This window comes from Lutibacter sp. A80 (assembly GCF_022429645.1).
Lineage (GTDB): Bacteria > Bacteroidota > Bacteroidia > Flavobacteriales > Flavobacteriaceae > Lutibacter.
This window is the reverse complement of record NZ_CP092480.1, coordinates 1,931,086-1,955,551: the sequence shown is the minus strand read 5'-3', so window position 1 is coordinate 1,955,551 and position 24,466 is coordinate 1,931,086. Positions and strand designations below refer to the sequence as shown.

Annotated in this window: 17 protein-coding genes and 1 tRNA gene; 16 read left to right on the top strand and 2 right to left on the bottom strand. The window is 30.6% G+C overall.

Annotated features, from left to right (window positions below; all coding sequences use genetic code 11):
• Nucleotides 1–153: 153 nt before the first annotated feature.
• From MHL31_RS08325 to MHL31_RS08260, 13 genes are all read left to right on the top strand, one after another.
• On the top strand, nt 154–1,722 hold the full coding sequence (locus MHL31_RS08325; protein ID WP_240228809.1) for a c-type cytochrome: 1,569 nt from the start codon (nt 154–156) through the stop codon (nt 1,720–1,722).
• A 32-nt stretch (nt 1,723–1,754) separates the two neighbouring features.
• Entirely contained in the window at nt 1,755–4,823 is a 3,069-nt protein-coding gene (locus tag MHL31_RS08320; protein ID WP_240228808.1) for a TAT-variant-translocated molybdopterin oxidoreductase, read from the top strand.
• A 33-nt stretch (nt 4,824–4,856) separates the two neighbouring features.
• A complete protein-coding gene (gene nrfD / locus MHL31_RS08315) occupies nt 4,857–6,569 on the top strand; it encodes an NrfD/PsrC family molybdoenzyme membrane anchor subunit (RefSeq protein ID WP_240228807.1) in 1,713 nt (570 codons plus the stop codon).
• Nucleotides 6,570–6,574: 5 nt separating this feature from the next.
• Nucleotides 6,575–7,099 carry a DUF3341 domain-containing protein gene (locus MHL31_RS08310; protein WP_240228806.1) on the top strand — a complete coding sequence of 175 codons (525 nt, stop codon included), beginning with the start codon at nt 6,575–6,577 and terminating at the stop codon, nt 7,097–7,099.
• 5 nt (nt 7,100–7,104) lie between these two features.
• The gene (locus MHL31_RS08305) at nt 7,105–7,659 is read left to right on the top strand and encodes a cytochrome c (RefSeq protein ID WP_240228805.1); all 555 of its coding nucleotides are present in this window, start codon (nt 7,105–7,107) and stop codon (nt 7,657–7,659) included.
• 28 nt (nt 7,660–7,687) lie between these two features.
• A complete protein-coding gene (locus tag MHL31_RS08300) occupies nt 7,688–9,013 on the top strand; it encodes a quinol:cytochrome C oxidoreductase (RefSeq protein WP_240228803.1) in 1,326 nt (441 codons plus the stop codon).
• 94 nt (nt 9,014–9,107) lie between these two features.
• Nucleotides 9,108–10,115 (top strand): cytochrome c oxidase subunit II, encoded by a 1,008-nt coding sequence (locus MHL31_RS08295; RefSeq protein WP_240228801.1) that lies wholly within the window; start codon nt 9,108–9,110, stop codon nt 10,113–10,115.
• Between the two features lie 38 nt (nt 10,116–10,153).
• A complete protein-coding gene (locus MHL31_RS08290) occupies nt 10,154–11,905 on the top strand; it encodes a cbb3-type cytochrome c oxidase subunit I (protein ID WP_240228799.1) in 1,752 nt (583 codons plus the stop codon).
• 90 nt (nt 11,906–11,995) lie between these two features.
• On the top strand, nt 11,996–12,574 hold the full coding sequence (locus MHL31_RS08285) for a YdeI family protein (protein ID WP_240228797.1): 579 nt from the start codon (nt 11,996–11,998) through the stop codon (nt 12,572–12,574).
• A gap of 480 nt (nt 12,575–13,054) precedes the next feature.
• Nucleotides 13,055–13,606, top strand: a complete 552-nt coding sequence (locus tag MHL31_RS08275; protein WP_240228793.1) for a LemA family protein — start codon at nt 13,055–13,057, stop codon at nt 13,604–13,606.
• 11 nt (nt 13,607–13,617) lie between these two features.
• The gene (locus MHL31_RS08270) at nt 13,618–15,309 is read left to right on the top strand and encodes a DUF2207 domain-containing protein (protein WP_240228790.1); all 1,692 of its coding nucleotides are present in this window, start codon (nt 13,618–13,620) and stop codon (nt 15,307–15,309) included.
• Nucleotides 15,310–15,395: 86 nt separating this feature from the next.
• Nucleotides 15,396–16,406: a GyrI-like domain-containing protein gene (locus MHL31_RS08265; RefSeq protein ID WP_240228789.1), complete on the top strand. Its 1,011-nt coding sequence runs from the start codon at nt 15,396–15,398 to the stop codon at nt 16,404–16,406.
• Between the two features lie 18 nt (nt 16,407–16,424).
• Nucleotides 16,425–17,792, top strand: a complete 1,368-nt coding sequence (locus MHL31_RS08260; protein ID WP_240228788.1) for an aldehyde dehydrogenase — start codon at nt 16,425–16,427, stop codon at nt 17,790–17,792.
• A 13-nt stretch (nt 17,793–17,805) separates the two neighbouring features.
• On the opposite strand, the gene MHL31_RS08255 is transcribed toward MHL31_RS08260, so the two are convergent.
• A complete protein-coding gene (locus tag MHL31_RS08255; RefSeq protein WP_240228782.1) occupies nt 17,806–18,384 on the bottom strand; it encodes a DNA-3-methyladenine glycosylase I in 579 nt (192 codons plus the stop codon).
• A 341-nt stretch (nt 18,385–18,725) separates the two neighbouring features.
• Between MHL31_RS08255 and MHL31_RS08250 the strand changes: the two genes are divergently transcribed.
• Nucleotides 18,726–19,628 carry an ROK family protein gene (locus MHL31_RS08250; RefSeq protein ID WP_240228780.1) on the top strand — a complete coding sequence of 301 codons (903 nt, stop codon included), beginning with the start codon at nt 18,726–18,728 and terminating at the stop codon, nt 19,626–19,628.
• Between the two features lie 9 nt (nt 19,629–19,637).
• On the top strand, nt 19,638–20,825 hold the full coding sequence (locus MHL31_RS08245; RefSeq protein WP_240228779.1) for a sugar MFS transporter: 1,188 nt from the start codon (nt 19,638–19,640) through the stop codon (nt 20,823–20,825).
• A 278-nt stretch (nt 20,826–21,103) separates the two neighbouring features.
• Here MHL31_RS08245 and MHL31_RS08240 read toward each other — a convergent pair.
• A tRNA-Gln gene (locus MHL31_RS08240) sits at nt 21,104–21,174 on the bottom strand.
• A 173-nt stretch (nt 21,175–21,347) separates the two neighbouring features.
• Here MHL31_RS08240 and MHL31_RS08235 point away from each other — a divergent pair.
• Nucleotides 21,348–24,437, top strand: a complete 3,090-nt coding sequence (locus MHL31_RS08235) for a DUF2723 domain-containing protein (protein WP_240228778.1) — start codon at nt 21,348–21,350, stop codon at nt 24,435–24,437.
• The last annotated feature ends 29 nt before the right edge of the window (nt 24,438–24,466 follow it).

Sequence of the window (24,466 nt, the reverse complement as noted above, 5' to 3'; positions counted from 1 at the left end):
ATCAGTATAAATTAACTTTAACACAATTTTTAGATTTTTAGTTTTACTTTTAAATAGTACTTTTGTGAAATCATTTATAAAATAATGATTTATATCATTGTTTTTTAATGAAAATATTGTACCAAATCAAGAAAGAAAAGATTTTTTTTAAGTATGAAAAGTGTGAAACAACACAGTCCATTATCAAGATTAGTCAATAGTAGTCTTGCTTTCCTTTTATTATTTTCACTCAGTTTATCTGCGCAACAAACCGATGTAGCAAATGGAGAAAAACTCTTCAAAGCTAATTGTGCTGCTTGTCATAAACTTGATAAAAAATTAGTTGGCCCTGCTCTAAAAGGAATAACTGATAAAAGAGAACAAGACTGGTTAATTGCCTGGATTAAGGATAGTCCAGGGATGATTAAGTCAGGAGATAAATTAGCGATTCAGGTTTTCGAAGAAAACAATAAATTGCCAATGATAGCGAATCCGCATTTATCTGATCAAGATATTGTGGATATTTTAGAATATACTAAAGGAGAAGAAGTTGCGCCACAAGCTGCACCTGCTACTCAAGAGGTTGATCCGGGTGTAGAACGTGGTAAACAAATATTTAAAACTAATTGTGCTGCCTGCCATAAAATGGAAGGTAAGTTAATTGGTCCGGAATTGTTTAAAATCACAGACAGTCGTGAACATGAGTGGTTAAAAGCTTGGATTAAAGATAACAATGCTTTAGCTGCTTCTGGAGATAAATTGGCAAAAGAAGTTCAGGCAAGTAATCCTGCTGTAATGACTCCTTTCCCTCAATTAGCTGATCAAGATTTAGAGGATTTATTAAAATATTTTGCAGTTGGAGATGTAAAAGCTGTTGCTGTAGCAACTGGAGATGCTTCAAGTGAGCAAATTTTTAATAAACCAGGTTTTGGTGTTTTACCAACATTAGGTGTTACAATTTTAGCGTTTTTATTGCTTTCATTAATTGTAGCAGCAACTACAAATAAAAAAGTAGAAGAAGGAGAAGAGTCTACAGAAAACATGTTGAAAACAATGTTTTTCAATCCGTTTTTAAGATTCTTAACTATAATTTTTGTTTTATTAGGTGGAGCATGGTTCTTTTTTGGATGGTTAATGCAAATTGATGTAAATGAAGGTTATCAACCAATTCAACCTATAACTTTTTCACACGCTGTTCATGCTGGAGATAATAAAATAGATTGTCAATATTGTCACTCATCAGCTAAACATAGTAAAACTTCTGGAATTCCTACGGCAAATGTTTGTATGAATTGTCATAAGTCAATATCTGAGTATACAGGTCCATTATTTGATGGTCATACAAAAGAAGACTTAGATAATGAAATTCAAAAAATTTACGATGCAGTTGGTTGGGATAAAGACAAGATGGAATACATTGAAGGATACGAAGAAAAACCTATAGAATGGGTTAGAATTCATAACTTGGCTGATTTTGCTTATTACAATCACTCACAACACGTTACTGTTGCAGGTTTAGATTGTCAAAAATGTCACGGACCAGTAGAAGAAATGCACGAAATGCATCAGTTCTCTCCATTAACAATGGGATGGTGTATTGAATGTCATAGAGATACTCAAGTAGATATGACTGAAAACGGATATTACAAAAATATTCACGATCAATTAGCTAAAAAGTACGGTGTAGAAAAAGTGACTGCCGCTCAAATGGGAGGTTTAGAATGTGGAAAATGTCACTACTAATATTAATTACGAAGTAAATAACTAAATATAAAATGGCATCAAACAAAAAATACTGGAAAAGTGTTGAAGAGCTAAATACAAAAAGCTCTATTGTTGATACGTTAAAACAAAACGAGTTTGTTGAAGAAATTCCTACTGATGAATTTTTAAGTAATAAAGAGAGTTTAGAAACTTCATCAACAACACGTAGAGACTTTTTAAAATATGTTGGGTTTACCACAGCAGCAGCTTCTTTAGCTGCCTGTGAAGGTCCAGTTGTTAAATCAATTCCTTATGTAATTAAGCCAGATGATATTATTCCTGGTGTTGCAGAATACTACGCTACTACAATGGCTGATGGTTTTGATTTTGCAAATGTTTTAGTGAAAGTTCGAGAAGGACGTCCAATAAAAATTGAACCTAATAAAGAAGCTAACGGATCTACAAACGCACGTGTGCAAGCATCTGTGTTATCATTGTATGATAGTTTGCGTTTAAAAGAATCTAGGTTTAACGAAAATGGAGCTGCTATTTCTTCTGAAAACGCAGACAAACAAATACTAGCTAAGTTAAATGAAGTTAAAGCGGCTAATTTACCAATTGCTGTTCTTACTGGAACTTGTGCTAGTCCTTCTACTAAGAAACTTATAAATAACTTTAGTGAAACTTTTGGGAACGTAAATCATGTTGTTTATGATGCTGTTTCTGAATCTGCTGCTTTAGATGCATTTGAAGCAATGTACGGTTCAAGAGCTTTACCAGATTATAATTTTGAAAAAGCAGATGTTATAGTTTCTATTGGTGCAGATTTCTTAGGAGATTGGCAAGGTGGAGGTTTTGAAGCTGGTTATGCTAAAGGACGTGTTCCAACTAATGGAAAAATGTCACGCCATATTCAGATTGAATCTAATATGACTTTATCTGGTGCTAATGCCGATAAACGTTTTATGGTAAAACCATCTGAACAAAATTTAGCATTAATTAAATTATACAATGCAGTTGTTAAAGGTATAGCTACAAGAGAAGCTAGTCCTTTAAACGATGTTATTTTAAAAGCTGCAGCTCAAATTAAAAAAGCAGGTAGCAAAGCAGTTGTAGTAACTGGTATACAAGATAAAAACGCACAATTATTAGCATTGGCAATTAATAAGGCTATTAATAGTACTGTTATTGACGTTGTAAATACTAAAAATGTAAGAAAAGGAGATGATGCAGCTGTAGCTCAATTAATTTCAGATATGAATGCTGGGAAAATTGGAGCAATAATAATAAATAATTCCAATCCTGTTTATACACTTCCAAATTCAACGGAGTTTGTGGAAGGATTGAAAAAAGTGAAATTATCTGTAGCATTTTCTATGCAAGATAATGAAACTGCAAATGCTGTTCAATTTGCATTGGCTACTCCGCATTACCTAGAGTCTTGGGGAGATGTTGTTATTAAAAAAGGACAGTATAGTTTAATGCAACCAACTATTAAGCCTTTATTTAAAACACGTCAATTTCAAGATGCTTTATTAGCTTGGACAGGAAATACTTCTACATATTACGATTTTCTAAAAGAATATTGGAGCGTAGAAATATTGAAAGGACAATCTTGGAATCAAGCTTTACATGATGGAGTATTTGTAGCAGATGCTACTGAAGAGCAAGAAATTGTTATAAATGAAGTTGATATTGATGCAGCTGGTTCTGAATTAGCAAAAATTAAAGGAAGTGAATTTGAACTTTCATTATATACAAAAACAGGTTTAGGAGATGGACAAATGGCTAACAATCCTTGGTTACAAGAATTGCCTGATCCAATAACTAGAACCTCTTGGGACAACTACTTAACTATGTCTAAAGCAGATGCTGAAGCTCTTGGTGTAGTAAACCATAATGTAGCAAATGGCGCTTTAAATGGTAGTTTTGTTGAAATGTCTTTAAATGGTATTTCTGAAGTTTTACCTGTTTTAATTCAACCAGGACAAGCAAAAGGTTCAATAGGTTTAGCCTTAGGTTATGGTCGTAAGCAAGGCTTAAAAGCAGAAATGCAAACCGGTAAAAATGGATATCAATTTTATAAAGACTTTAATAAATATCAATCTAACGTAACGTTAAAGTTAGCTGCTGGAGAACACAAATTTGCGTGTGTACAGTTACATAACACTTTAATGGGTAGGGGAGATATTATTAAAGAAACAACTATTGAAGATTACAACAATTTAGATTCTAAAGAATGGAATAAAGTTCCTGTAGTTTCTTTAGATCATAATGAAGTTGAAGCAAACTCTGTAGATTTATGGCAAGAATTTGATAGAACAGTAGGTCATCATTTTAACTTGTCTATAGATTTAAATGCCTGTACAGGTTGTGGAGCTTGTGTTATAGCTTGTCATGCTGAAAATAATGTACCGGTTGTAGGAAAAGAAGAGATTAGAAAATCTAGAGATATGCACTGGTTGCGTATTGATAGATATTATTCTCATGAAGAAGATTTTGCTGGAGATAACGAAAAGAAAGAAGCTGGAACAGGAGTTATTGGTTATAAAGATACAATGGCAGCCTTAGAAGACCCTTCAGAAAATCCTTCTGTAGCTTTTCAACCTGTAATGTGTCAACATTGTAATCACGCACCTTGTGAAACAGTTTGTCCAGTAGCAGCAACTTCTCATGGTCGTCAAGGTCAAAATCAAATGGCTTATAATCGTTGTGTAGGAACTAGATATTGTGCAAATAACTGCCCATATAAAGTACGTAGATTCAACTGGTTTAATTATCCAAATAATAGTGAATTTGATTACAATATGAACGATGATTTAGGTAAAATGGTGTTAAATCCAGATGTTACTGTTCGTTCACGTGGAGTTATGGAAAAATGTTCTATGTGTATTCAAATGACACAAGCAACAATTTTAAAAGCTAAAAAAGAAGGAAGACCAGTAAATACTAACGAGTTTGAAACAGCTTGTTCTAACGCTTGTAGTACTGGCGCTATGGTATTTGGAGATGTTAATAAGAAAGAAGATGCCGTTGCAAGTTTAGCAAAAGATAAAAGAGCATACCATTTACTTGAACATATTGGTACAAAACCAAACGTGGTTTACCATGTAAAAGTTAGAAATACGAAAGAAGCATAAAATATTAATATAAGATAATAATTAAACTAGAATATGTCGTCTCATTACGAAGCACCTATTAGAAGACCTTTAATTGTTGGAGATAAAAGCTACCATGATATTACTTTGGAAGTTGCAGCTCCAGTTGAAGGTAAAGCAAATAAATTATGGTGGACAGCTTTTACAATTGCACTTATAGCATTCCTTTGGGGGCTAGGAGCAATTATATACACCATTGGAACAGGAATTGGAGTTTGGGGTTTAAATAAAACCGTAGGTTGGGCCTGGGATATTACCAACTTTGTATGGTGGGTAGGTATCGGTCATGCTGGTACTTTAATTTCTGCTGTACTGTTATTATTCCGTCAAAAATGGAGAATGGGTATTAACCGTTCTGCAGAAGCAATGACAATTTTCTCTGTTGTTCAAGCAGGTTTGTTCCCAGTAATTCACATGGGACGTGTTTGGAACGCACATTTTGTATTGCCAATTCCAAACCAATTTGGTACACTTTGGACTAACTTTAACTCGCCATTATTATGGGATGTTTTTGCAATTTCAACTTATTTATCGGTTTCATTAGTTTTCTGGTGGACAGGTTTATTACCTGATTTTGCAATGTTACGTGATAGAGCTGTAAGACCTTTTCAAAAGAAAATTTATAGTTTATTAAGTTTCGGATGGACTGGTAGAGCAAAAGATTGGCAACGTTTTGAAGAAGTTTCTTTAGTGTTAGCTGGTTTAGCAACACCATTAGTACTTTCTGTACATACAATTGTATCTTTTGACTTTGCTACATCGGTAATTCCTGGATGGCATACAACAATTTTCCCTCCATACTTTGTTGCTGGAGCGGTATTCTCTGGATTTGCAATGGTAAATACCTTGCTTATTATAATGAGAAAAGTATCAAACTTAGAAGCATATATTACAAAACAACATATAGAATTAATGAACATTGTAATTATGATTACAGGTTCAATAGTAGGTTGTGCTTATATTACTGAGTTATTTATTGCTTGGTATTCGGGTGTAGAATACGAACAATATGCATTTTTAAATAGAGCAACTGGTCCTTACTGGTGGGCATATTTATTAATGATGAGTTGTAATGTACTTTCTCCACAATTTATGTGGTTTAAAAAGTTACGTACAAGTATTATGTTCTCTTTCTTTATTTCAATTGTTGTTAATATTGGAATGTGGTTCGAGCGTTTTGTAATTATTGTAACATCTTTACATAGAGATTATTTACCATCATCTTGGACAATGTTTTCACCAACATTTGTTGATATTGGAATTTACGTAGGAACAATAGGATTTTTCTTTGTATTATTTTTGCTATATGCAAGAACATTCCCTGTAATTGCTCAAGCAGAGGTTAAGTCTATATTAAAATCTTCTGGAGAAGCTTATAAAAGATATAGAGATGCAGGAGGTAAAAATCCAGCACCAACTAAAGTAGTTAAAGTTTCAACTACAACAGAAGAAGTTAAAGATACAGCAGTACAAAAAAACGATTTGTTAGGAAGTTTAGGGGTATTTGATAACTCTACCCAAAAAGCTGATGATTTAAAATTAATTAGTGGAGTAGGTCCAAAGTTGGAAAAAACATTAAATACTATTGGTATTTATAGTTTTGATCAAGTTAGTAAAATGACTGAAAAAGAATACGATTTGTTAGATTCTCTTTTAGAGTCATTTAAAGGAAGAGCAAAACGTGATGATTGGGCAGGACAAGCTAAAAACTTAAAAAATAACGGGTAATAATTATGAGCTCAAAAGTAATACAAGCAATGTATAATGATGATGATATCCTTATGGATGCTGTAAAAGAAGTTCGTGCAGCAAATCATCATATCGAAGAAGTTTATACACCATTTCCAGTTCATGGATTAGATAAAGCAATGGGGCTAAAAGGAACACGAATTGCAATTACTGCTTTTATGTATGGTTGTGTTGGTTTCGTATTTTCTATTTGGATGATGAATTATATGATGATAGAAGAATGGCCACAAGATATTGGAGGTAAACCAAGTTTTACATTTTTACAAAATATGCCAGCATTTGTACCTATTATGTTTGAAATGAGTGTGTTTTTTGCAGCGCATTTAATGGTAATTACTTTTTATATGAGAAGTAGATTATGGCCATTTAAAGAAGCTGAAAATCCAGACCCTAGAACTACAGACGATATGTTTGTTATGGAGGTTGCTGTTGATGGAAATGAAAAAGAATTGGTTTCATTTTTAGAAAACACTGGAACTGTTGAAATTAAAGTAACTGAAAAGCATTAATTAAAATGAAGAACATTTTAAAAATAACAATTGCACTGGTATTCTTAATTGTTTTATCATCTTGTTGGGGAGATAAATCAAAACCAAATTATCAGTATATGCCAGATATGTATAAGTCTGTTGGCTATGAAACGTATTCAGAAAATCCTAATTATTCTAATGGTATGACTACGCAGTTACCTGCTGAAGGAACTATTGCTAGAGGTAACGTACCTTACGAATATACAGATACTAATGAAGGTTATGAAACGGCTAAATTAGAACTTAAAAATCCTTTAGAGATTTCTGAAGCTAATTTAGAAAATGGTGAAAAAATGTACAATATATACTGTTTATCTTGTCATGGTAAATCTGGAGCAGGAGATGGAGTATTGGTTGAAAGAGAAAAGTTTTTGGGAGTACCTAATTATAAAGATAGAGATATTACCGAAGGAAGTATTTACCATGTAATTATGCACGGTAGAAACTTAATGGGTTCTCATGCTTCCCAATTAACAACTAAGGAACGTTGGCAAGTTACTATGTACGTGCAACAACTTAGAACTGAATTATTAAAATAACACTTTTACTAAGATAGAATTTAAAGATATGTATACCTTTTCAAGTAAATTAAAAACATTTTCTTACGCCTTAATGATAGTAGGTATTTTAGGTGTTGCTTACGGTTTTTTTACTACACCAAGTTCAGTAGAAGATGTTAAAATAATGCTTCAAGAAAGTCATGATACTCATGGTGCAACTGCAACGCATCAAAATGATACACAGGCGAATGATATTGAGGCTACACACGATACAGCACATTCAGATGATGCGCATGCAGAACATGCTTTTCATTATTTAATGAATAAACCTTGGTCAGCAGTTTATGTTGCGCTATTTTTCTTTTTTATGATTTCATTAGGAACATTAGCGTTTTACGCAATTCAACATGTTTCTCAAGCTGGATGGTCTATAGTACTATTTAGAGTAATGGAAGGAATTACAGCTTATTTACCAATAGGAGGAATTTTATTATTTGTGTTTTTTGTTCTTTCATCACTACATTTAAATCATTTATTTGTGTGGATGGATCCAGAAGTAGTAGCACATGATGAATTAATTCAAAATAAAGCAGGTTATTTAAATGTTCCATTCTTTTTAATTAGAGCGGCAATTTATATAGCTGGTTGGATATGGTATCGTCAGCATTCAAGAAAATTAACATTGGCACAAGATAACGCTACAGACTTAAGTAATTATACAAAATTATTTAAACGCTCTGCTGCATTTTTAGTATTCTTTTTAGTTACAGAATCTATGATGTCTTGGGATTGGATTATGTCTTTAGATCCACACTGGTTTAGTACTTTATTTGGGTGGTACCTTTTTGCAAGTATGATAGTTTCAGCAATAACAACTATTGCTTTGGTTTCAATTTACTTAAAAGGTAAAGGTTATTTAGAATTTGTAAATGACAGCCACATGCATGACTTAGCGAAGTTTATGTTTGGTTTTAGTATTTTTTGGACATATTTATGGTTTTCACAATTTATGTTGATTTGGTACGCGGATATACCAGAAGAAGTTACTTATTTTGTTACAAGATTTAATGATTATAAAATACCTTTTTTAGGAATGCTAGTACTAAACTTTGTATTTCCTTTATTAGTATTAATGAATAGTGATTATAAACGTGTAAATTGGTTTATTGTTTCAACAGGTATTATAATATTAATAGGACATTATATTGATATTTTTGTGATGATTATGCCTGCTACAGTTGGAGATCAATGGTTCTTCGGAATTACAGAAATAGGTGCAGCATTATTAGTGCTTGGAATATTTATTTATGTAGTGTTTAACGCAATCTCTAAAGCTCCTTTATTAGCAAAAGGTAATCCATTTACAAAAGAAAGTGAACAATATCACTACTAAAAATTAAAATATACTCATAGAAAAGGGTCCTGAATACAAAATATTCAGGATTTTTTTTATATTTGGCACAACTAAAAAAATCTAAACTAAAAAAATGACAGCATTACTTTATATTTTACTGGCAATTGTTGTTGCCGTAGCTATTTGGCAAGTTGCAAGTATTCTAAAATTTAAAAGCGTAATAGCTACCGAAAAAGATAATAATACCCAAGGTATTTTATTCGCAATTTTTGGAATTTTCTTCTATGGATTAATGATCTTTACGTTTGTAAAATACTCGGTGATTTTACTACCAGATGCAGCTTCTGTTGAAGGAGAAAGCTATGATACTTTATATGCCGTTACTATGATATTAATTCTAGTAGTTCAGGCAATCACTCAATTTCTACTTTTCTACTTTGCGTTTAAATACAGAGGAATAAAAGGAAGAAAAGCATTGTTTTATGCAGACAGCCACAAATTAGAAATGATTTGGACTGTTGTTCCTGCAGTTGTACTTGCAGGTTTAGTATTGTACGGTCTATCTGTTTGGGTAGATGTTATGGATCCATCAGATGCTGAAAATCCTTTAATTGTTGAAGTTTATGCAAAACAGTTTTCTTGGGAAGCTCGTTATGCAGGAGAAGATAATGAGTTAGGTCTAGCAAATGTTAGAAACATAAAAGGAATTAATACTATGGGTGTAGATATGTCTGATATAAATGCGTTAGATGATGTACCTGTTCGTGAATTACGCTTACCAAAAGGTAGAAAGGTAATATTTAAGTTTCGTTCACAAGATGTATTGCACTCTGCTTATATGCCGCATTTTAGAGCACAAATGAATTGTGTTCCTGGTATGGTTACTCAATTTGCATTTACACCTTCATTAACTACAGAAGAAATGAGGTTAAATGATGAAACTATAGCTAAAGTTGAAGGAATTAATAAAATTAGAGCTGAAAAAGGAGAAGATCCTTATGAGTTTGATTATTTACTTTTATGCAACAAAATTTGTGGTTCTTCTCATTACAATATGCAGATGAAAATTATTGTTGAAGAAGAAGCTGATTTTAACAATTGGATGAAAGACCAAAAAACGATGGCGCAAGTTGTGCAATAACTAAACTAACTACTACTACACTACTAAAAAAATAAATTATGTCAGATCATCATCATAAAGAAACATTCATTACTAAATACGTTTTTAGTACTGACCATAAAATGATTTCTAAACAGTATTTAGTTACTGGTATTTTTATGGGTATTATAGGTGTATTTATGTCAATGCTATTTCGTTTACAAATTGCTTGGCCAGATAGATCTTTTACAATTATTGAAGCATTTTTAGGAAACCATCAAGACGGAGGTGTAATGTCTCCAGATATATATTTAGCCCTTGTTACTATACACGGTACTATAATGGTATTTTTTGTATTAACAGCTGGTTTAAGTGGTACCTTTAGTAACCTTTTAATTCCTTTACAAATTGGTGCAAGAGATATGGCTTCAGGGTTTTTAAATATGGTTTCGTATTGGTTATTCTTCTTATCAAGTATAATTATGGTTATATCACTTTTTGTTGAAGCTGGACCAGCTTCTGCAGGTTGGACAATTTATCCACCTTTAAGTGCTTTACCACAAGCAATACCTGGTTCTGGAATGGGTATGACACTTTGGTTAATTTCAATGGCAATATTTATTGCATCTTCATTAATCGGAGCTTTAAATTATATTGTAACAGTATTAAATTTAAGAACTGTTGGAATGAAAATGACAAGATTACCATTAACAATATGGGCATTCTTTGTTACTGCAATTATTGGTGTAGTATCATTCCCAGTTTTATTATCTGCTGCTTTGTTATTAATTTTTGATAGAAGTTTTGGAACATCATTCTTCTTGTCAGATATATTTATTCAAGGTGAAGTATTACACTATCAAGGAGGTTCTCCAGTATTATTCGAACACTTATTCTGGTTCTTAGGACATCCAGAAGTTTATATAGTTATTTTACCAGCAATGGGAATTGTATCAGAAATTATAGCTTGTAATTCTAGAAAGCCAATATTTGGTTATAGAGCCATGATTGGATCTATTATAGCAATTGCGTTTTTATCTACAATTGTTTGGGGGCATCATATGTTTGTTTCAGGTATGAATCCGTTTTTAGGTTCTGTATTTACATTTACAACCTTATTAATTGCAATTCCTTCTGCAGTTAAAGCTTTTAACTGGCTAACAACTATGTGGAAAGGAAATATTCAAATGAATACCGCAATGCTTTTTTCCATTGGATTTGTTTCAACATTTATTTCTGGAGGGTTAACAGGACTAGTTCTTGGAGATAGTGCTTTAGATATTAATGTACATGATACTTATTTTGTTGTTGCACACTTTCATTTAGTAATGGGTGTATCTGCTATTTATGGTATGTTTGCAGGAGTGTATCATTGGTTCCCTAAAATGTATGGTAGAATGATGAATAAAACATTGGGATACTGGCATTTTTGGATAACTGTAGTTGCTGCTTATGGAGTTTTCTTCCCAATGCATTTTGTAGGTTTAGCAGGTTTACCACGTAGGTATTATGCAAATACTGCTTTTCCTTTATTTGATGATGTAGCTGATGTTAATATTGTAATTACAATGTTTGCAATAATGGGAGGAGCTGCTCAGTTAATTTTCTTGGCAAACTTCTTTATTAGTATTTATAAAGGTAAAAAAGCAACACAAAACCCTTGGAAAGCAAATACTTTAGAATGGACAACTCCGGTTGAACATGTTCACGGAAACTGGCCAGGTGAAATTCCAGAAGTGCATAGATGGGCTTATGATTATAGTAAACCAGGATTAGATGAAGATTTTGTTTTGCAATCTACACCTCTAAAAGAGGGAGAAGAAGAATCTTAATTTTTAGAAATATAATATCAAAAACGCCTTTTTAACATATTAAAAAGGCGTTTTTTAATTTAGAATTATTCCTTCCTAAAATAGTATGGTATGAAAAACGTTGAAGATTATTGTCCTGCTAACTACCAAGATTGGAGAAAATGGTTAGAACTAAATCACAATAAAAAAGATGGAGTTTGGTTGATATTTTATAAGAAAAAATCTCCTAAATTTAATCTAAGTTGGAGCGATTCTGTAGATCAAGCACTTTGTTTTGGTTGGATTGATAGTGTTAAAAAAACAATAGATACAGAAACATATAAGCAATATTTTAGCAAACGTAAACCAAAAAGTAATTGGTCTAAAATTAATAAGGATAAAGTTCAATTCTTAATAGAGCAAGGTCTTATGAAAGAAAATGGTTATAAAAGTATTGAAATTGCCAAAGCAAATGGTTCTTGGACATTTTTAGGTCAGATTGAAGCTCTAATAATACCAGAAGATTTAAAGGAAGAATTTACAAAGCATAATAACTCCTTAACATTTTTTAAAAGACTAAGTAATTCTAATAAAAAGATTTTATTGTACTGGATTGTTTCTGCTAAACGGAAAGAGACTAGAAAAAAGAGGGTTTTTGAAATAGCTTATAATGCGAGTAAAAATTTGAAACCAAGGCAGTTTAGATACTAAATGTGATTGTATGTTCATTCAATTTAATTTTAGAGAAATACTTAAAGTCAGTTTAAAGAGAAGTAATTGTTATAGAAAATTTATGTATTTTTGATTTCAAATACATTCATTAGATATGTTTAGTAAAGGACAACTTATTTTTGCAGCTTTTTTTGTAATAGCATTTACAATTTTAATGATTTGGAGTTATAGAAAGGATATAAAAATCCATAAAAAACACTATAAAAATACCTTTATTGTTGTAATTGCCGTTTTTTTAATAATTGCTATTTTCACATTAATTACTTTCTCCTTACACTAAATACTTTTCTATTTAAGTTCTATTATTCACTGTTTAAGCAAGCTTAAATGTTGGTTATTTTTCTTCTTTTAAATGAATGAAATACTAGATAATATAAAATACACTATCTTAGTATTTGTAAAATGTATTAATTACATAGATTTTAAATATTTATATAAATCAAATTAACTATTAGTCTTATGTTTATTTTCTTAGGAGCCCTTGTAATCATTATTTTTTTTATTGTAACTGTCTTTAACAGATTTGTAAAAAATAGGAATGTTGTAAAAGATGCCTGGAGTAATATTGATGTAGCATTAAAACGCCGATATGATTTAATACCAAATCTTGTTGAAACCGTAAAAGGTTATGCAAAACATGAAAAAGCTACATTAGAAAATGTTATAAAAGCAAGAAATTCCGCTATGGAAGTACCTTCAACGGATATAAATGCTCAGATAAAAGCCGAAAATCAATTGCAAAAAACGTTGCGTAGTATTTTTGCTTTAAGCGAAGCCTATCCAGACTTAAAAGCAAATACAAATTATTTGGATTTACAGCAAAAACTTAATGAAATTGAAGAAAATTTAGAACGCAGTCGTAGGTATTACAACGGTACTGTAAGAGAAAATAACACCTATGGAGAAAGTTTACCTGGAGCCTTATTTGCTGGGGTATTTAATTATCAACATTTCGACTTTTTTGAAGTTGATGATGTAAGTAGAGAAAATGTTAAAGTAAGTTTTGACTAAGCCTAATAATTATGAAAAAAGTATACTTACTTCTTTTCGGGTTTTTATTTTTTTATAAAGCTGTAGCACAAGATTTTACGGTGAATAAAAGTCATATAGAAATTTTTATTCACGAAGAAGGTTATTTTGATGTTGTTGAAAATTATGATCTTACTTTCGAGATACATAAACACGGTATTTATCGAGATATACAAACCAAATACAACTTACTAACAGCAGAAGGAACCCAAGAAAAACGTAAAATAAAAATTAAAAATGTTGAAGTTCCAAATTATAAGTTTGATGTTGATTTCGATTTTGAACAACAATTAAGTGATAGGCTTAATATAAAAATAGGAGATAAAAATATTTCACTAATTGGTCCACAACATTATCAAATAAAATATAGAGTTTATAATGCTTTTCTTTTTGATGATTCTAAAGTACAATTTTACTGGAATGTAAAGCCAGATGGATGGAATACTGTTTTTCAACAATTAGATTTTACAATTCATCTTCCAGAAAATATAGCTACAAATTTAAATAATATTTTTGTGTACTCAGGAGATACAGGTACTACTAAAAATAATAATGAGTTTGAAATTACGTATTCTAATGGTGTTTATACAGCCAAAAGCACAACCAATTTTAAATCTGCTTTCGGACAAAGCGTTACGGTATTATTAAACCTTCCACCCAATTCTATAACCGAAATAAAGCCTTTATGGCCATTTTGGACTAATTATGGCTGGACATTATTAATTGGGTTGTTTTTAGCGGCATTCTATTGGGTTTGGAATAAATTTGGAAAAGATGATGAAGTAGTAGCAGCTATTAGTTATTTTCCGCCAAGTGGTGTAGATCCTGCAATGGCTGGTTTTTTAATTAACGATAGAGGCGATACACAAGATTTAATTTCGCTTATACCACACTGGGGCTCACGTGGAATTATTAAAATGGAATATATTGCAAAAGATGGGTTTTTTTCAAAAGAAGATACTAAATTAATTTCATTAAAAGCTTTGCCTGTTGATGCTCCAGAGTATGAAAAGAAAATTTTTAAAGGTCTTTTTGGTAGTTTTCATAAAGAGGGTTCTAACGAAGTATTGATTAGTAGTTTAAAAAATACTTTTTATACTACCATGTTTGAAGCAAAAAAGGTTTTAAAAGAAAAAGCACAAATTTACTATGTTGAAGCAGCTAGAAAAATGCAAACTAAGGTAATTGTTGCAATTTTAATTATTACAATTTTAAGTTTTTTTATCTTTTTAAATATTTGGGGACTTTTAGCAGCTCTTTCTGTTATACCAGTCGCAATATTTTTATTGATTATGTCATTTTATTTAGTTAAAAAAAATGCAATAGGGAATACTCTTTTTTCTGAATTAAAAGGGTTTAAACAATTTATTAAAGTAGCTGAAGAAAATAAATTAAAAATGCTTTTAAAAGATAATCCAACTTATTTTGAATCTACAATGGGCTATGCACTTGCATTTGGGATGTTTAATAGTTGGTCAAAAAAGTTTGAAGATCTTAACTTACAACCGCCAAGCTGGTATAGTTCATCTTCAGGAGTGGTAAATATGCATAATTTTACCAACTCTTTTTCAAATTCAATTAATACAGCTAAATCTGCTATGGTTAGCACACCTTCAAGTAGTTCTTCAGGTGGAGGAGGTTCTTCAGGTGGAGGTTTCGGAGGCGGAGGCGGAGGAAGCTGGTAAAATCTCAAAAGTTTAATTCATGTAAAGTTGAATTAAAATCGCATTATTTAGTAATTTAGCATTAAATTAATATAAATTTTATTGTTATGAAGTTTTTTAAATATCTACTGTTTTTTTTATTAATATTAATAATTGGTACTGCAATTTATATTGCAACCTTACCAGGTAATTATGATATTAAAAGTTCAAAAATTATGAAAGTGCATGCTTCTCTAATTTTTGAAAATATTAACGATTTTAAAAACTGGCAATATTGGGGACCTTGGTATGAAATAGATTCTACTATTGTAGCTAGTTATCCAGAGGTAACAGTAGGTGTTGGAGCTTCTTATTCGTGGACTGGAAAAGAAGGAACTGGTGCTATGAAAACAATCTCATTGGTACCCAACAAACAATTAATTCAAGAAATAGATTTTGGAACAGGAACTAAACCTGAAGTTTATTGGGATATAACAGAAACAGCAACTGGAAATAAAGTAACCTGGGGAATGCGAGGAGAAAGTTCTTTTAGCGAAAAAGCATATTGGTTAACACAAGGAGGTATCGAAAAAAACCTGAAACCAATGTATGATCGTGGGCTTGAGTTATTAGAACAACATTTATTAACAGAAATGGATAAACACTCTTTTAAAATTATTGGAGAGGTAGACTATGGAGGTGGGTTTTATTTATACCAATCAACTTCTTGTAAAATTGATGATGCTGATAAAAATATGAAAGAGATGTTTAAAACAGTTATAGATTATATGGCAGAAAATACTATAGATCCTGCTGGAAAACCGTTTTTATTAACTCATAATTGGGATGAAACAAATAATACAACTATGTTTTCAACAGCGGTTCCTGTTAAGGAAAGAATTGTAACTACAGGCAATGTTTTAACTGGATTTTTAAAGCCACAAAAAACTTTTAAAACCATTTTTTATGGAAGCTATCAATATTCTCATAAAGCTTGGGAAGCTGCATATAAAGAATTAACAGAACAAGGTTTTACAACTTTAGATACTAGTGAACCTTTCGAGGTATATACCGTACGTCCAACAGATAATCCAAACCCTGCAAAATGGGTTACTGAAATCTATATTCCTATAAATTAATAGTTTAAATTGTTTTAAATGAACGAAATTGTAACTGCTCAAAAAAAATATTTTCAAACAAATGTTACTAAAAGTATTTCATTTAGAATTCAACAGCTTAAAAAGTTAGAGCAGCTTTTAAAGGAAAATGAGCAACTTTTAAATGAGGCCATATTTAAAGATTTTAAAAAATCTGAATTCGATACTTATACAACAGAATTAGGTATAATTTATAGTGAAATTCAGTTAACATGTAAAAAATTACATAAGTGGGCACGTACTAAAAGGGTGTCAACAAATTTTTTAAATTTTCCTGGGAAAAGTTATATCATTCCAGAACCATTGGGTGTTACATTAATTATTGGAGCCTGGAATTATCCTTATCAATTATCATTATCTCCCGCAATTGCTGCAATTTCAGCCGGAAACACTGTAATTTTAAAACCTAGTGAAATTGCAATAGAAACAAGTTCTTTATTAGCAAAAATTTTAAATGAAGCCTTTGATCCAGCATTTTTTAAAGTTATTGAAGGTGGAGTTTTAGAAACTACTCAGTTACTAAATGAAAAATATGATAAAATATTTTTTACAGGAAGTACTGCAGTAGGAAAAATAATTTATAAAGCAGCTGCAAAAAATTTAACACCTGTTACTTTAGAACTCGGAGGGAAAAGTCCTGCAATTATTGATGAAAAATTTAATATAAAAGTAGGTGTTAAAAGGTTGGTTTGGGCAAAATTTTTAAATGCAGGTCAAACCTGTATTGCTCCAGATTATGTGTGTGTTCATGAGTCAATTAAAACTGAGTTTTTAAAACAACTAACGTTAGAAATTAAAGCATCTAATTTTAAAATTGAAAACAACAATTATGTTCAAATAATTGATCGAAAAAACATGAAACGTTTGGTTTCATTAATTGATACAGAAAAAATTTATTTTGGAGGGACTTATAAGCTTGAAGAAAATACTATTGATCCAACTATTTTAACCGATATTAATTTTAATGATGAAATTATGGCTGATGAAATATTTGGCCCAATTCTACCTATAATAAGCTATAAAAATATTGATGAAATAATAACTCAAATAAAATTAAAACCCAAGCCTTTAGCGTGTTATATTTTTTCAAATAATAATACTTTCATAAAAAAAATTGAAAAAGAAGTATCATTTGGTTCGGGAGCAATTAATGATGCCATTATGCAAATAACGAATGAAAATTTACCTTTTGGAGGTGTCGGAAACAGTGGTATAGGCTCGTACCATGGAGAATACGGTTTTAAAACATTTTCACATTATAAATCCATTTTAAGAAAAAGCACTTGGTTTGAACCTAATTTGAAATACCATCCACTAACAAATTTAAAACTGAAACTTATTAAGTTTCTAATGCATTTTAAATTATAGGTTATTTGATGTTTTAAAAATTTAGTTTGTTAATTTCTTGATATCTAAAACACGTTGTAAGGTGGTCGTTTACCATGCCAGTGGCTTGCATATAAGCGTAAATTACCGTAGAACCGACAAATTTAAATCCGCGTTTTTTTAAATCTTTAGAAATAGTATCGGATAGAGCTGTGTTAGCAGGAACTTCACTTAATGTTTTGTATTCGTTGTTTAAAGGCTTTCCGTTGGTAAATTTCCATATATAATTAGAAAAAGAACCAAATTCTTTCTGAATTTCAATAAAAGAAATAGCGTTAGAAATAGTTGCTTTTATTTTTAATTTATTTCTAATTATTCCTTTATTTTTAAGAAGTTCTTGAAATTTAATTTCATTATAATTTGCTATTTTTTTATAATTAAAATTATCAAAAGCTTCTCTAAAGTTTTCTCGTTTTTTAAGAATAGTAATCCAACTTAATCCTGCCTGAAAAGTTTCTAAAATTAAAAACTCAAATAATTCAGCATCATCAAAAATAGGAGTCCCCCATTCCTTGTCGTGGTATTCAATATAAAGAGGGTCGTTTCCGCACCAATCACATCTATTATTTTTCAACTTTTTTATAAATTAATTATATGAATTGTAAAAATATGAAAATTTTAAAGGAGAAGATCTTGAAGATTTAAGAAAAAAGTTTTTGACACAGAATAATTTCATTAAATTTAATTTATAAAATAACTAACTAACATAAGTTTAAACAATTTACATTTCTAGAGAGATTGTTTTAAGTAATTTTTATGATGAAATAATAAAATAGCTGAAAGTTAATTAAGTAAAGTATTAAGCAAATTGAGAATAACTTCCGTTTATAATTTCAATTAGGTTGTTTATCGAAATTTTTTAAATATAGCATGAAAATTAAATAGCTTTACTGTATAATATGTTAACCAATAAAGATGAATAAAAATAGATATAGTATCGGTTGCGATATAGGAGGGAGCCATATAAGTTGTGCAATTATTGGCGTAGACACAGGTGTTGTTTTAGAAAACTCATTAATTAATATTAAAGTTGAAAATTCAGAATCAAAAGAAGTTTTAATTGCTGCTTGGACAAAAGCAATAGCAATGTGTAAAGAAAATTTACCTGACAATTCAGAATTTTTAGGAGTAGGATTAGCTATTCCTGGTCCTTTTGATTACGAAAAAGGGATTGGTTTGTTCGATAATTCAAATCAAAAATTTGTGGATTTAATAAATGTTAATGTAAAAGAAGCGCTGTCTGAGAGTTTGGCATTGCCACAAGATCAAATTAGATTTGTAAATGATGCTACAGCTTTTTCATTGGGATGTTTTTGGTACGGAAGCGGTAAAGGGAACAATAAAATGGTTGCTATTACCTTAGGCACAGGATTTGGATCATCATTTATTAGTGAAGGTGAAGCCATTGAAGAGGGAACTACAGTTCCAGAAAATGGATATTTATGGGATAAGCCTTTTAAAGAAGGAATTGCAGATGATTATTTTTCTACAAGATGGTTTGTAAACAGTTTTAATGAGCTCTCTAAAGAAGAGGTTACAGGAGTTAAACGAATTGCTGAATTAGCAACGTCAGGAAATCAAGAAGCAATTTCATTATTTAATAATTTTGGTAAAAATTTAGCTGATTGTTTAGCAGAGCATCTAATAAATTTTAGTGCAGATGTAGTTGTTATGGGAGGAAATATAGCAGAAGCTTTTGAGTTGTTTAAACCAAGTTTATATTCAGAATTAAAAGAAAAAGGAGTTCAGATTCCATTTAAAGTATCAGTTTTAAAAGAAAGTGCAGCTATGTTAGGTGCAGTAACCTTATTTAAATAAAAAACGATTATGAGTAATAAAAAAGTAAATACGTTACCAATATTTTTAGCCTTTTTATGTATGGGTTTTGGAGATGTTGTTGGGCCAATGGTAAGTTTAGCAAAAGAAACTTTTGAGCTAACAAATTTTTTAGCAACCTTATTGCCTTTTAGTGGGTTTTTAATGTTTGGAATATTATCTATTCCCATGGGAATATACCAAGATAGAAAAGGAAAGAAAAAAGTGTTATTAATAGGTTTAGCAATTGCTTTTATAGGACTTTTAATGCCTATTTTATCTGGAATGTACGGGCCAATAATAGAGGTTGCAGCAGTAGATTTACAATCTAAATTTTATGTAATTTTAGGATCTATATTATTGTTAGGAGCAGGAGCAACCGTTTTACAAGTTTCAGGAAATCCAATAATGCGAGATGTATCAGCACCAGGAATGTTTTCTAGTAATTTGTCTTTAGGGCAATCAATAAAAGCTATCGGTTCTTCGTTAGGTTTTTTATTACCTCCTTTTGCTGTAATGGCAGGAATGGACTGGACTTTGTTATTTCCAATTTATTCGGTACTAATTTTAATTACATTTGCTTGGACAAGCAAATTAAAAATTGAAGAAGTAAAACACGAAGACGAAACACCAGCCTCTTTAGTTAGTTGTTTATCACTTTTAAAGAACAAATATGTTTTAATGATGGTGATGGCAATATTTGTATATGTAGGAGCCGAAGTTTCAATGAGTTCAGGAATTCCAATTTTATTGAAAGAAGAGTTTGGAATAGAAGGTTTTAGTTTATGGTTAAGTTGGGCTTTATTTTTCCTACCAATATTAATTGGTAGATTTTCAGGAGCTGCAATTCTAACAAAAATAAAACCAATTAAGTTTTTATTTGTAACAGTAATTTTATCAATAATAGGTGTGTTTTTATTAATATTTGGAAACACAGTATTAGCATATACAGGAATTATTTTAGTAGGTTTAGGATTTGCAAATATTTTCCCTTTAGTTTTCTCAATCACAGTAGATAAATTACCAGAACGCGCAAATGAGCTAAGTGGTTTAATGGTAACTGCTATTGTAGGTGGTGCTTTTGTACCTCCAATAATGGGATATGTAGCAGATTCAACAAGTGTTTTATTAGGCTTTTTAGTGCCATTAGCTTGTTTAATATACATATTGTTTTCAGCAGTAGTAGCTTCAAAAAAATAGCTTGAGTTTTATAGGTTTTCTAAAATAGAAACTTTATTTTACTTAATAAAAATATTAATAAGTGCACTTCTAAAAGAGGTGTGCTTATTTTTTTTGTTAGAAGTGGTTGTAATAAAATAACTTTTTTAAATATAAATAAGTTGTAAGTTTTGTTGAAACACAACAAGTGTTCTTTAAGTTATTCATATTCTTGATTCCTTGATTTTACAAAAAGCGATACATTTTTTGCATAAAAAAATGCAATCACTTAATTATAAAGTGATTGCATTAGCTAAATGTTGACCTACAAGGACTCGAACCTTGACTGACGATACCAAAAACCGGAGTGCTACCATTACACCATAGGTCATTTTGCGGATGCAAATTTAAGGGAAAGTTTCTATTTTGCAAATAAAATTTATGTTTTTTTTGAATAATTTTTTTTAGAGCTCTATTTTAGCACTTTATTAACTTTTCAAACAAAACTTAATTTAAAGAATTTAGTTTAATTTTACTAAATTCGCGAAGTACTAAATTTAACTTATGAAGTCACTCAATTTCTCTAAATGGAATACCATTATTGGATGGGCAATTTTTGCAATTGCTTTAATTACCTATACTTTAACATTAGAACCAACAGTTAGTTATTGGGATTGCGGTGAATATATTGCAACATCTGTAAAGTTAGAAGTTGGACATCCACCTGGAGCTCCTTTATTTCAAATGTTAGGTGCGTTTTTTGCAATGTTCACTACAGATATTACTCATATTGCTAAAATGGTAAACTTTATGTCTGCATTAGCCAGTGCATTTACTATTTTATTTATGTTTTGGACGATTACTATTTTAGCTAGAAAATTAGTACTAAAATCAACTGAAATTACTAAAAGCACAGCAATTGCTGTTTTAGGAAGTGCTGTTGTAGGTGCTTTAACATATACTTTTTCAGATAGTTTTTGGTTTAGTGCTGTTGAAGGTGAAGTATATGCAATGTCTTCATTTTTAATGGCTTTACTGTTTTGGCTAGGGCTACGTTGGGAAGCAGAAATAGGTAAGCCAGGAGGAGATAAATGGTTACTATTAATCAGTTTTGTTGTTGGGTTGTCATTTGGGGTGCATATTTTATCATTACTTGTAATACCTTCAATTGTATTTCTTTACATTTATAAAAAGTATAAAAATTTAAATGCTAAGCAATTTATAATTGCAAATGCAGTAGCAATATTAGTATTGCTTTTTGTTTTTAAAATGTTGTTTCCATATACATTAAAATATTTTAGTGCTTTAGAGTTGTTTTTTGTAAACTCAATAGGATTGCCTTTTAACTCAGGAAGTATTATTGCCGCTATTTTATTAATTGTAGCATTTTATATAGGATTAACTTATACTCATAAAAACAATAAGGTTGAAGCAAATACCATATTGCTTTCAATATTGTTTATTATGATTGGTTTTTCTTCTTGGTTAATGCTTCCAATAAGAGCCAATGCAAATACTACCATTAACGAAAACAATCCATCTAGTGCACGTGAATTATTAGCCTATTACGATAGAGAGCAATATGGAGATGCAAGTGTGTTTTACGATACGTATTACTCTATAATATTTAATAGAGAGATAGATAGTAGTAACCCTACTAAAGATGATAAACCAAAATACGAAAAAGACGAAAAACTAGGTAAATATGTTATTGTTAATCACTATAAAGATGCTTTGCCAAATTACAGTGATAGACATAAAGGGATAATACCTAGAATGGTGAGTACAGATGGATCTGTAATTAAAAATTATAAATCCATTGCTGGTATTCCTGAAAACAGTAAAAGAAGACCAACTTTTATTGAAAATATTAAATATATGATCGATTTTCAATTTGGTTATATGTATGGAAGGTATTTTATGTGGAATTTTGTTGGTAAGCAAAACGATGTACAAGGGAATTTAGATTTACAAAATGGAAATTGGTTAAGTGGTATTAAATTTATTGATGAATTACGTTTAGGCCCACAATCTAATTTACCTTCAGATGTTGAAAATAATAAAGGAAGAAATACTTACTTTTTCTTACCATTTATTTTAGGTTTTATAGGACTTCTTTTTCACCTTAAAAAAGATAAAAACGATTTTTATGTGTTGCTATTGTTTTTTGCATTTACTGGTTTAGCAATTATATTTTATACAAACCCAAAACCTTTTGAGCCTAGAGAACGAGACTACGCAGTGGTTGGTTCGTTCTATATTTTTGCAATTTGGGTTGGCTTTGGAGTATTGGCTATTTTTGAAAAATTGAAAAAATATGCCAATCAAAATACTGTGGCAATAGCTGTTTCTGTTATTAGTTTATTAGCTGTACCAACACTTATGGCTTCACAAAACTGGGACGATCACGATAGATCTAATAGATATACAGCACACTTAAACGCTAAAGCATGTTTAGATTCTTGCGATGAAAATGCAATTTTATTTACAATTGGAGATAACGATACGTTTCCACTTTGGTATATGCAAGAAGTTGAAAATTATAGAACAGATATGAAATTGATAAATACCAGTTTATTTCAAACGGATTGGTATATAGATCAAATGAAACGTAAAACGTATGAAGCTGATCCAATTCCGTCTCAATTAACGCACGACAAATACAAGTGGGGAACTTTAGACGTGGCTTATTATTTTGAAGAAATTTTCCCACAATTAAAAGATTCGGTTGTTGATATAGATTACTTTATGAAATGGATTGAAAGCGATAAAGAAATTACACAATACGACTTAGATGATGATGGAATTCCAGAGAAAGTATTGCCTTCTAATAAAATTAGAATACCAGTTGATAAAGAAGCTGTTCTTAAAAATGGTATTGTAGCTGAAAAAGATGCTGATTTAATTGTTCCTTATATTGATATTGAAATTGGAAGTGCTATTACAAAAAATAGAATTTTAATGCTTGATATTATAGCTAATAATAATTGGGAAAAACCAATCTATTTTACTGGAGGAGCACAAGCCGATGAAGAATATATTTGGATGAAAGATTATCTGCAATTAGATGGGATGACTTATAAATTAGTGCCAATATATACTAAAAACGATGGTAACTTCTTTGAAATGGGAAGAATTAATACCGATATTATGTACGAGAATGTTAAAAATTGGGATTGGCGTAATATCACTGATGATAATATTTATTTAGACGTAGAAACACGTAAAAATTCTGTAACCTATCGTAATAATATGGAACGATTGGCAAGGGAATTAATAAGTGAAGGGAAGTCAGAAAAAGCATTGGAAATTTTAGATACTTCTTTAGAAAAAATGCCTGTAGATAAGTTTGGGCATTATAGCATGTTAATTTCTTATATAGATTTATACTATTTTCTAGAGGAAACAGAAAAAGCGCGTAAATTAACTTCCGAGTTAAAAAACGTTTTGCAAGAAAAATTAGTCTACTTTAGTCAGTATGATGAATCAAAAATAGATATTGTTTTTAATCAAATTGAGCGTAATTTTTTAATGTACGATCAAATTGTAAAATCATCAATTAGATTAGATGATGAAGCCTATGCTCAGGAAATTAAAGACGAGTATTTTAAATATTTACAACTTTTTGATTTTTTAATGCCTGATCAAGAATAGTAATTTATTAAAACGAAATGAACGCATTC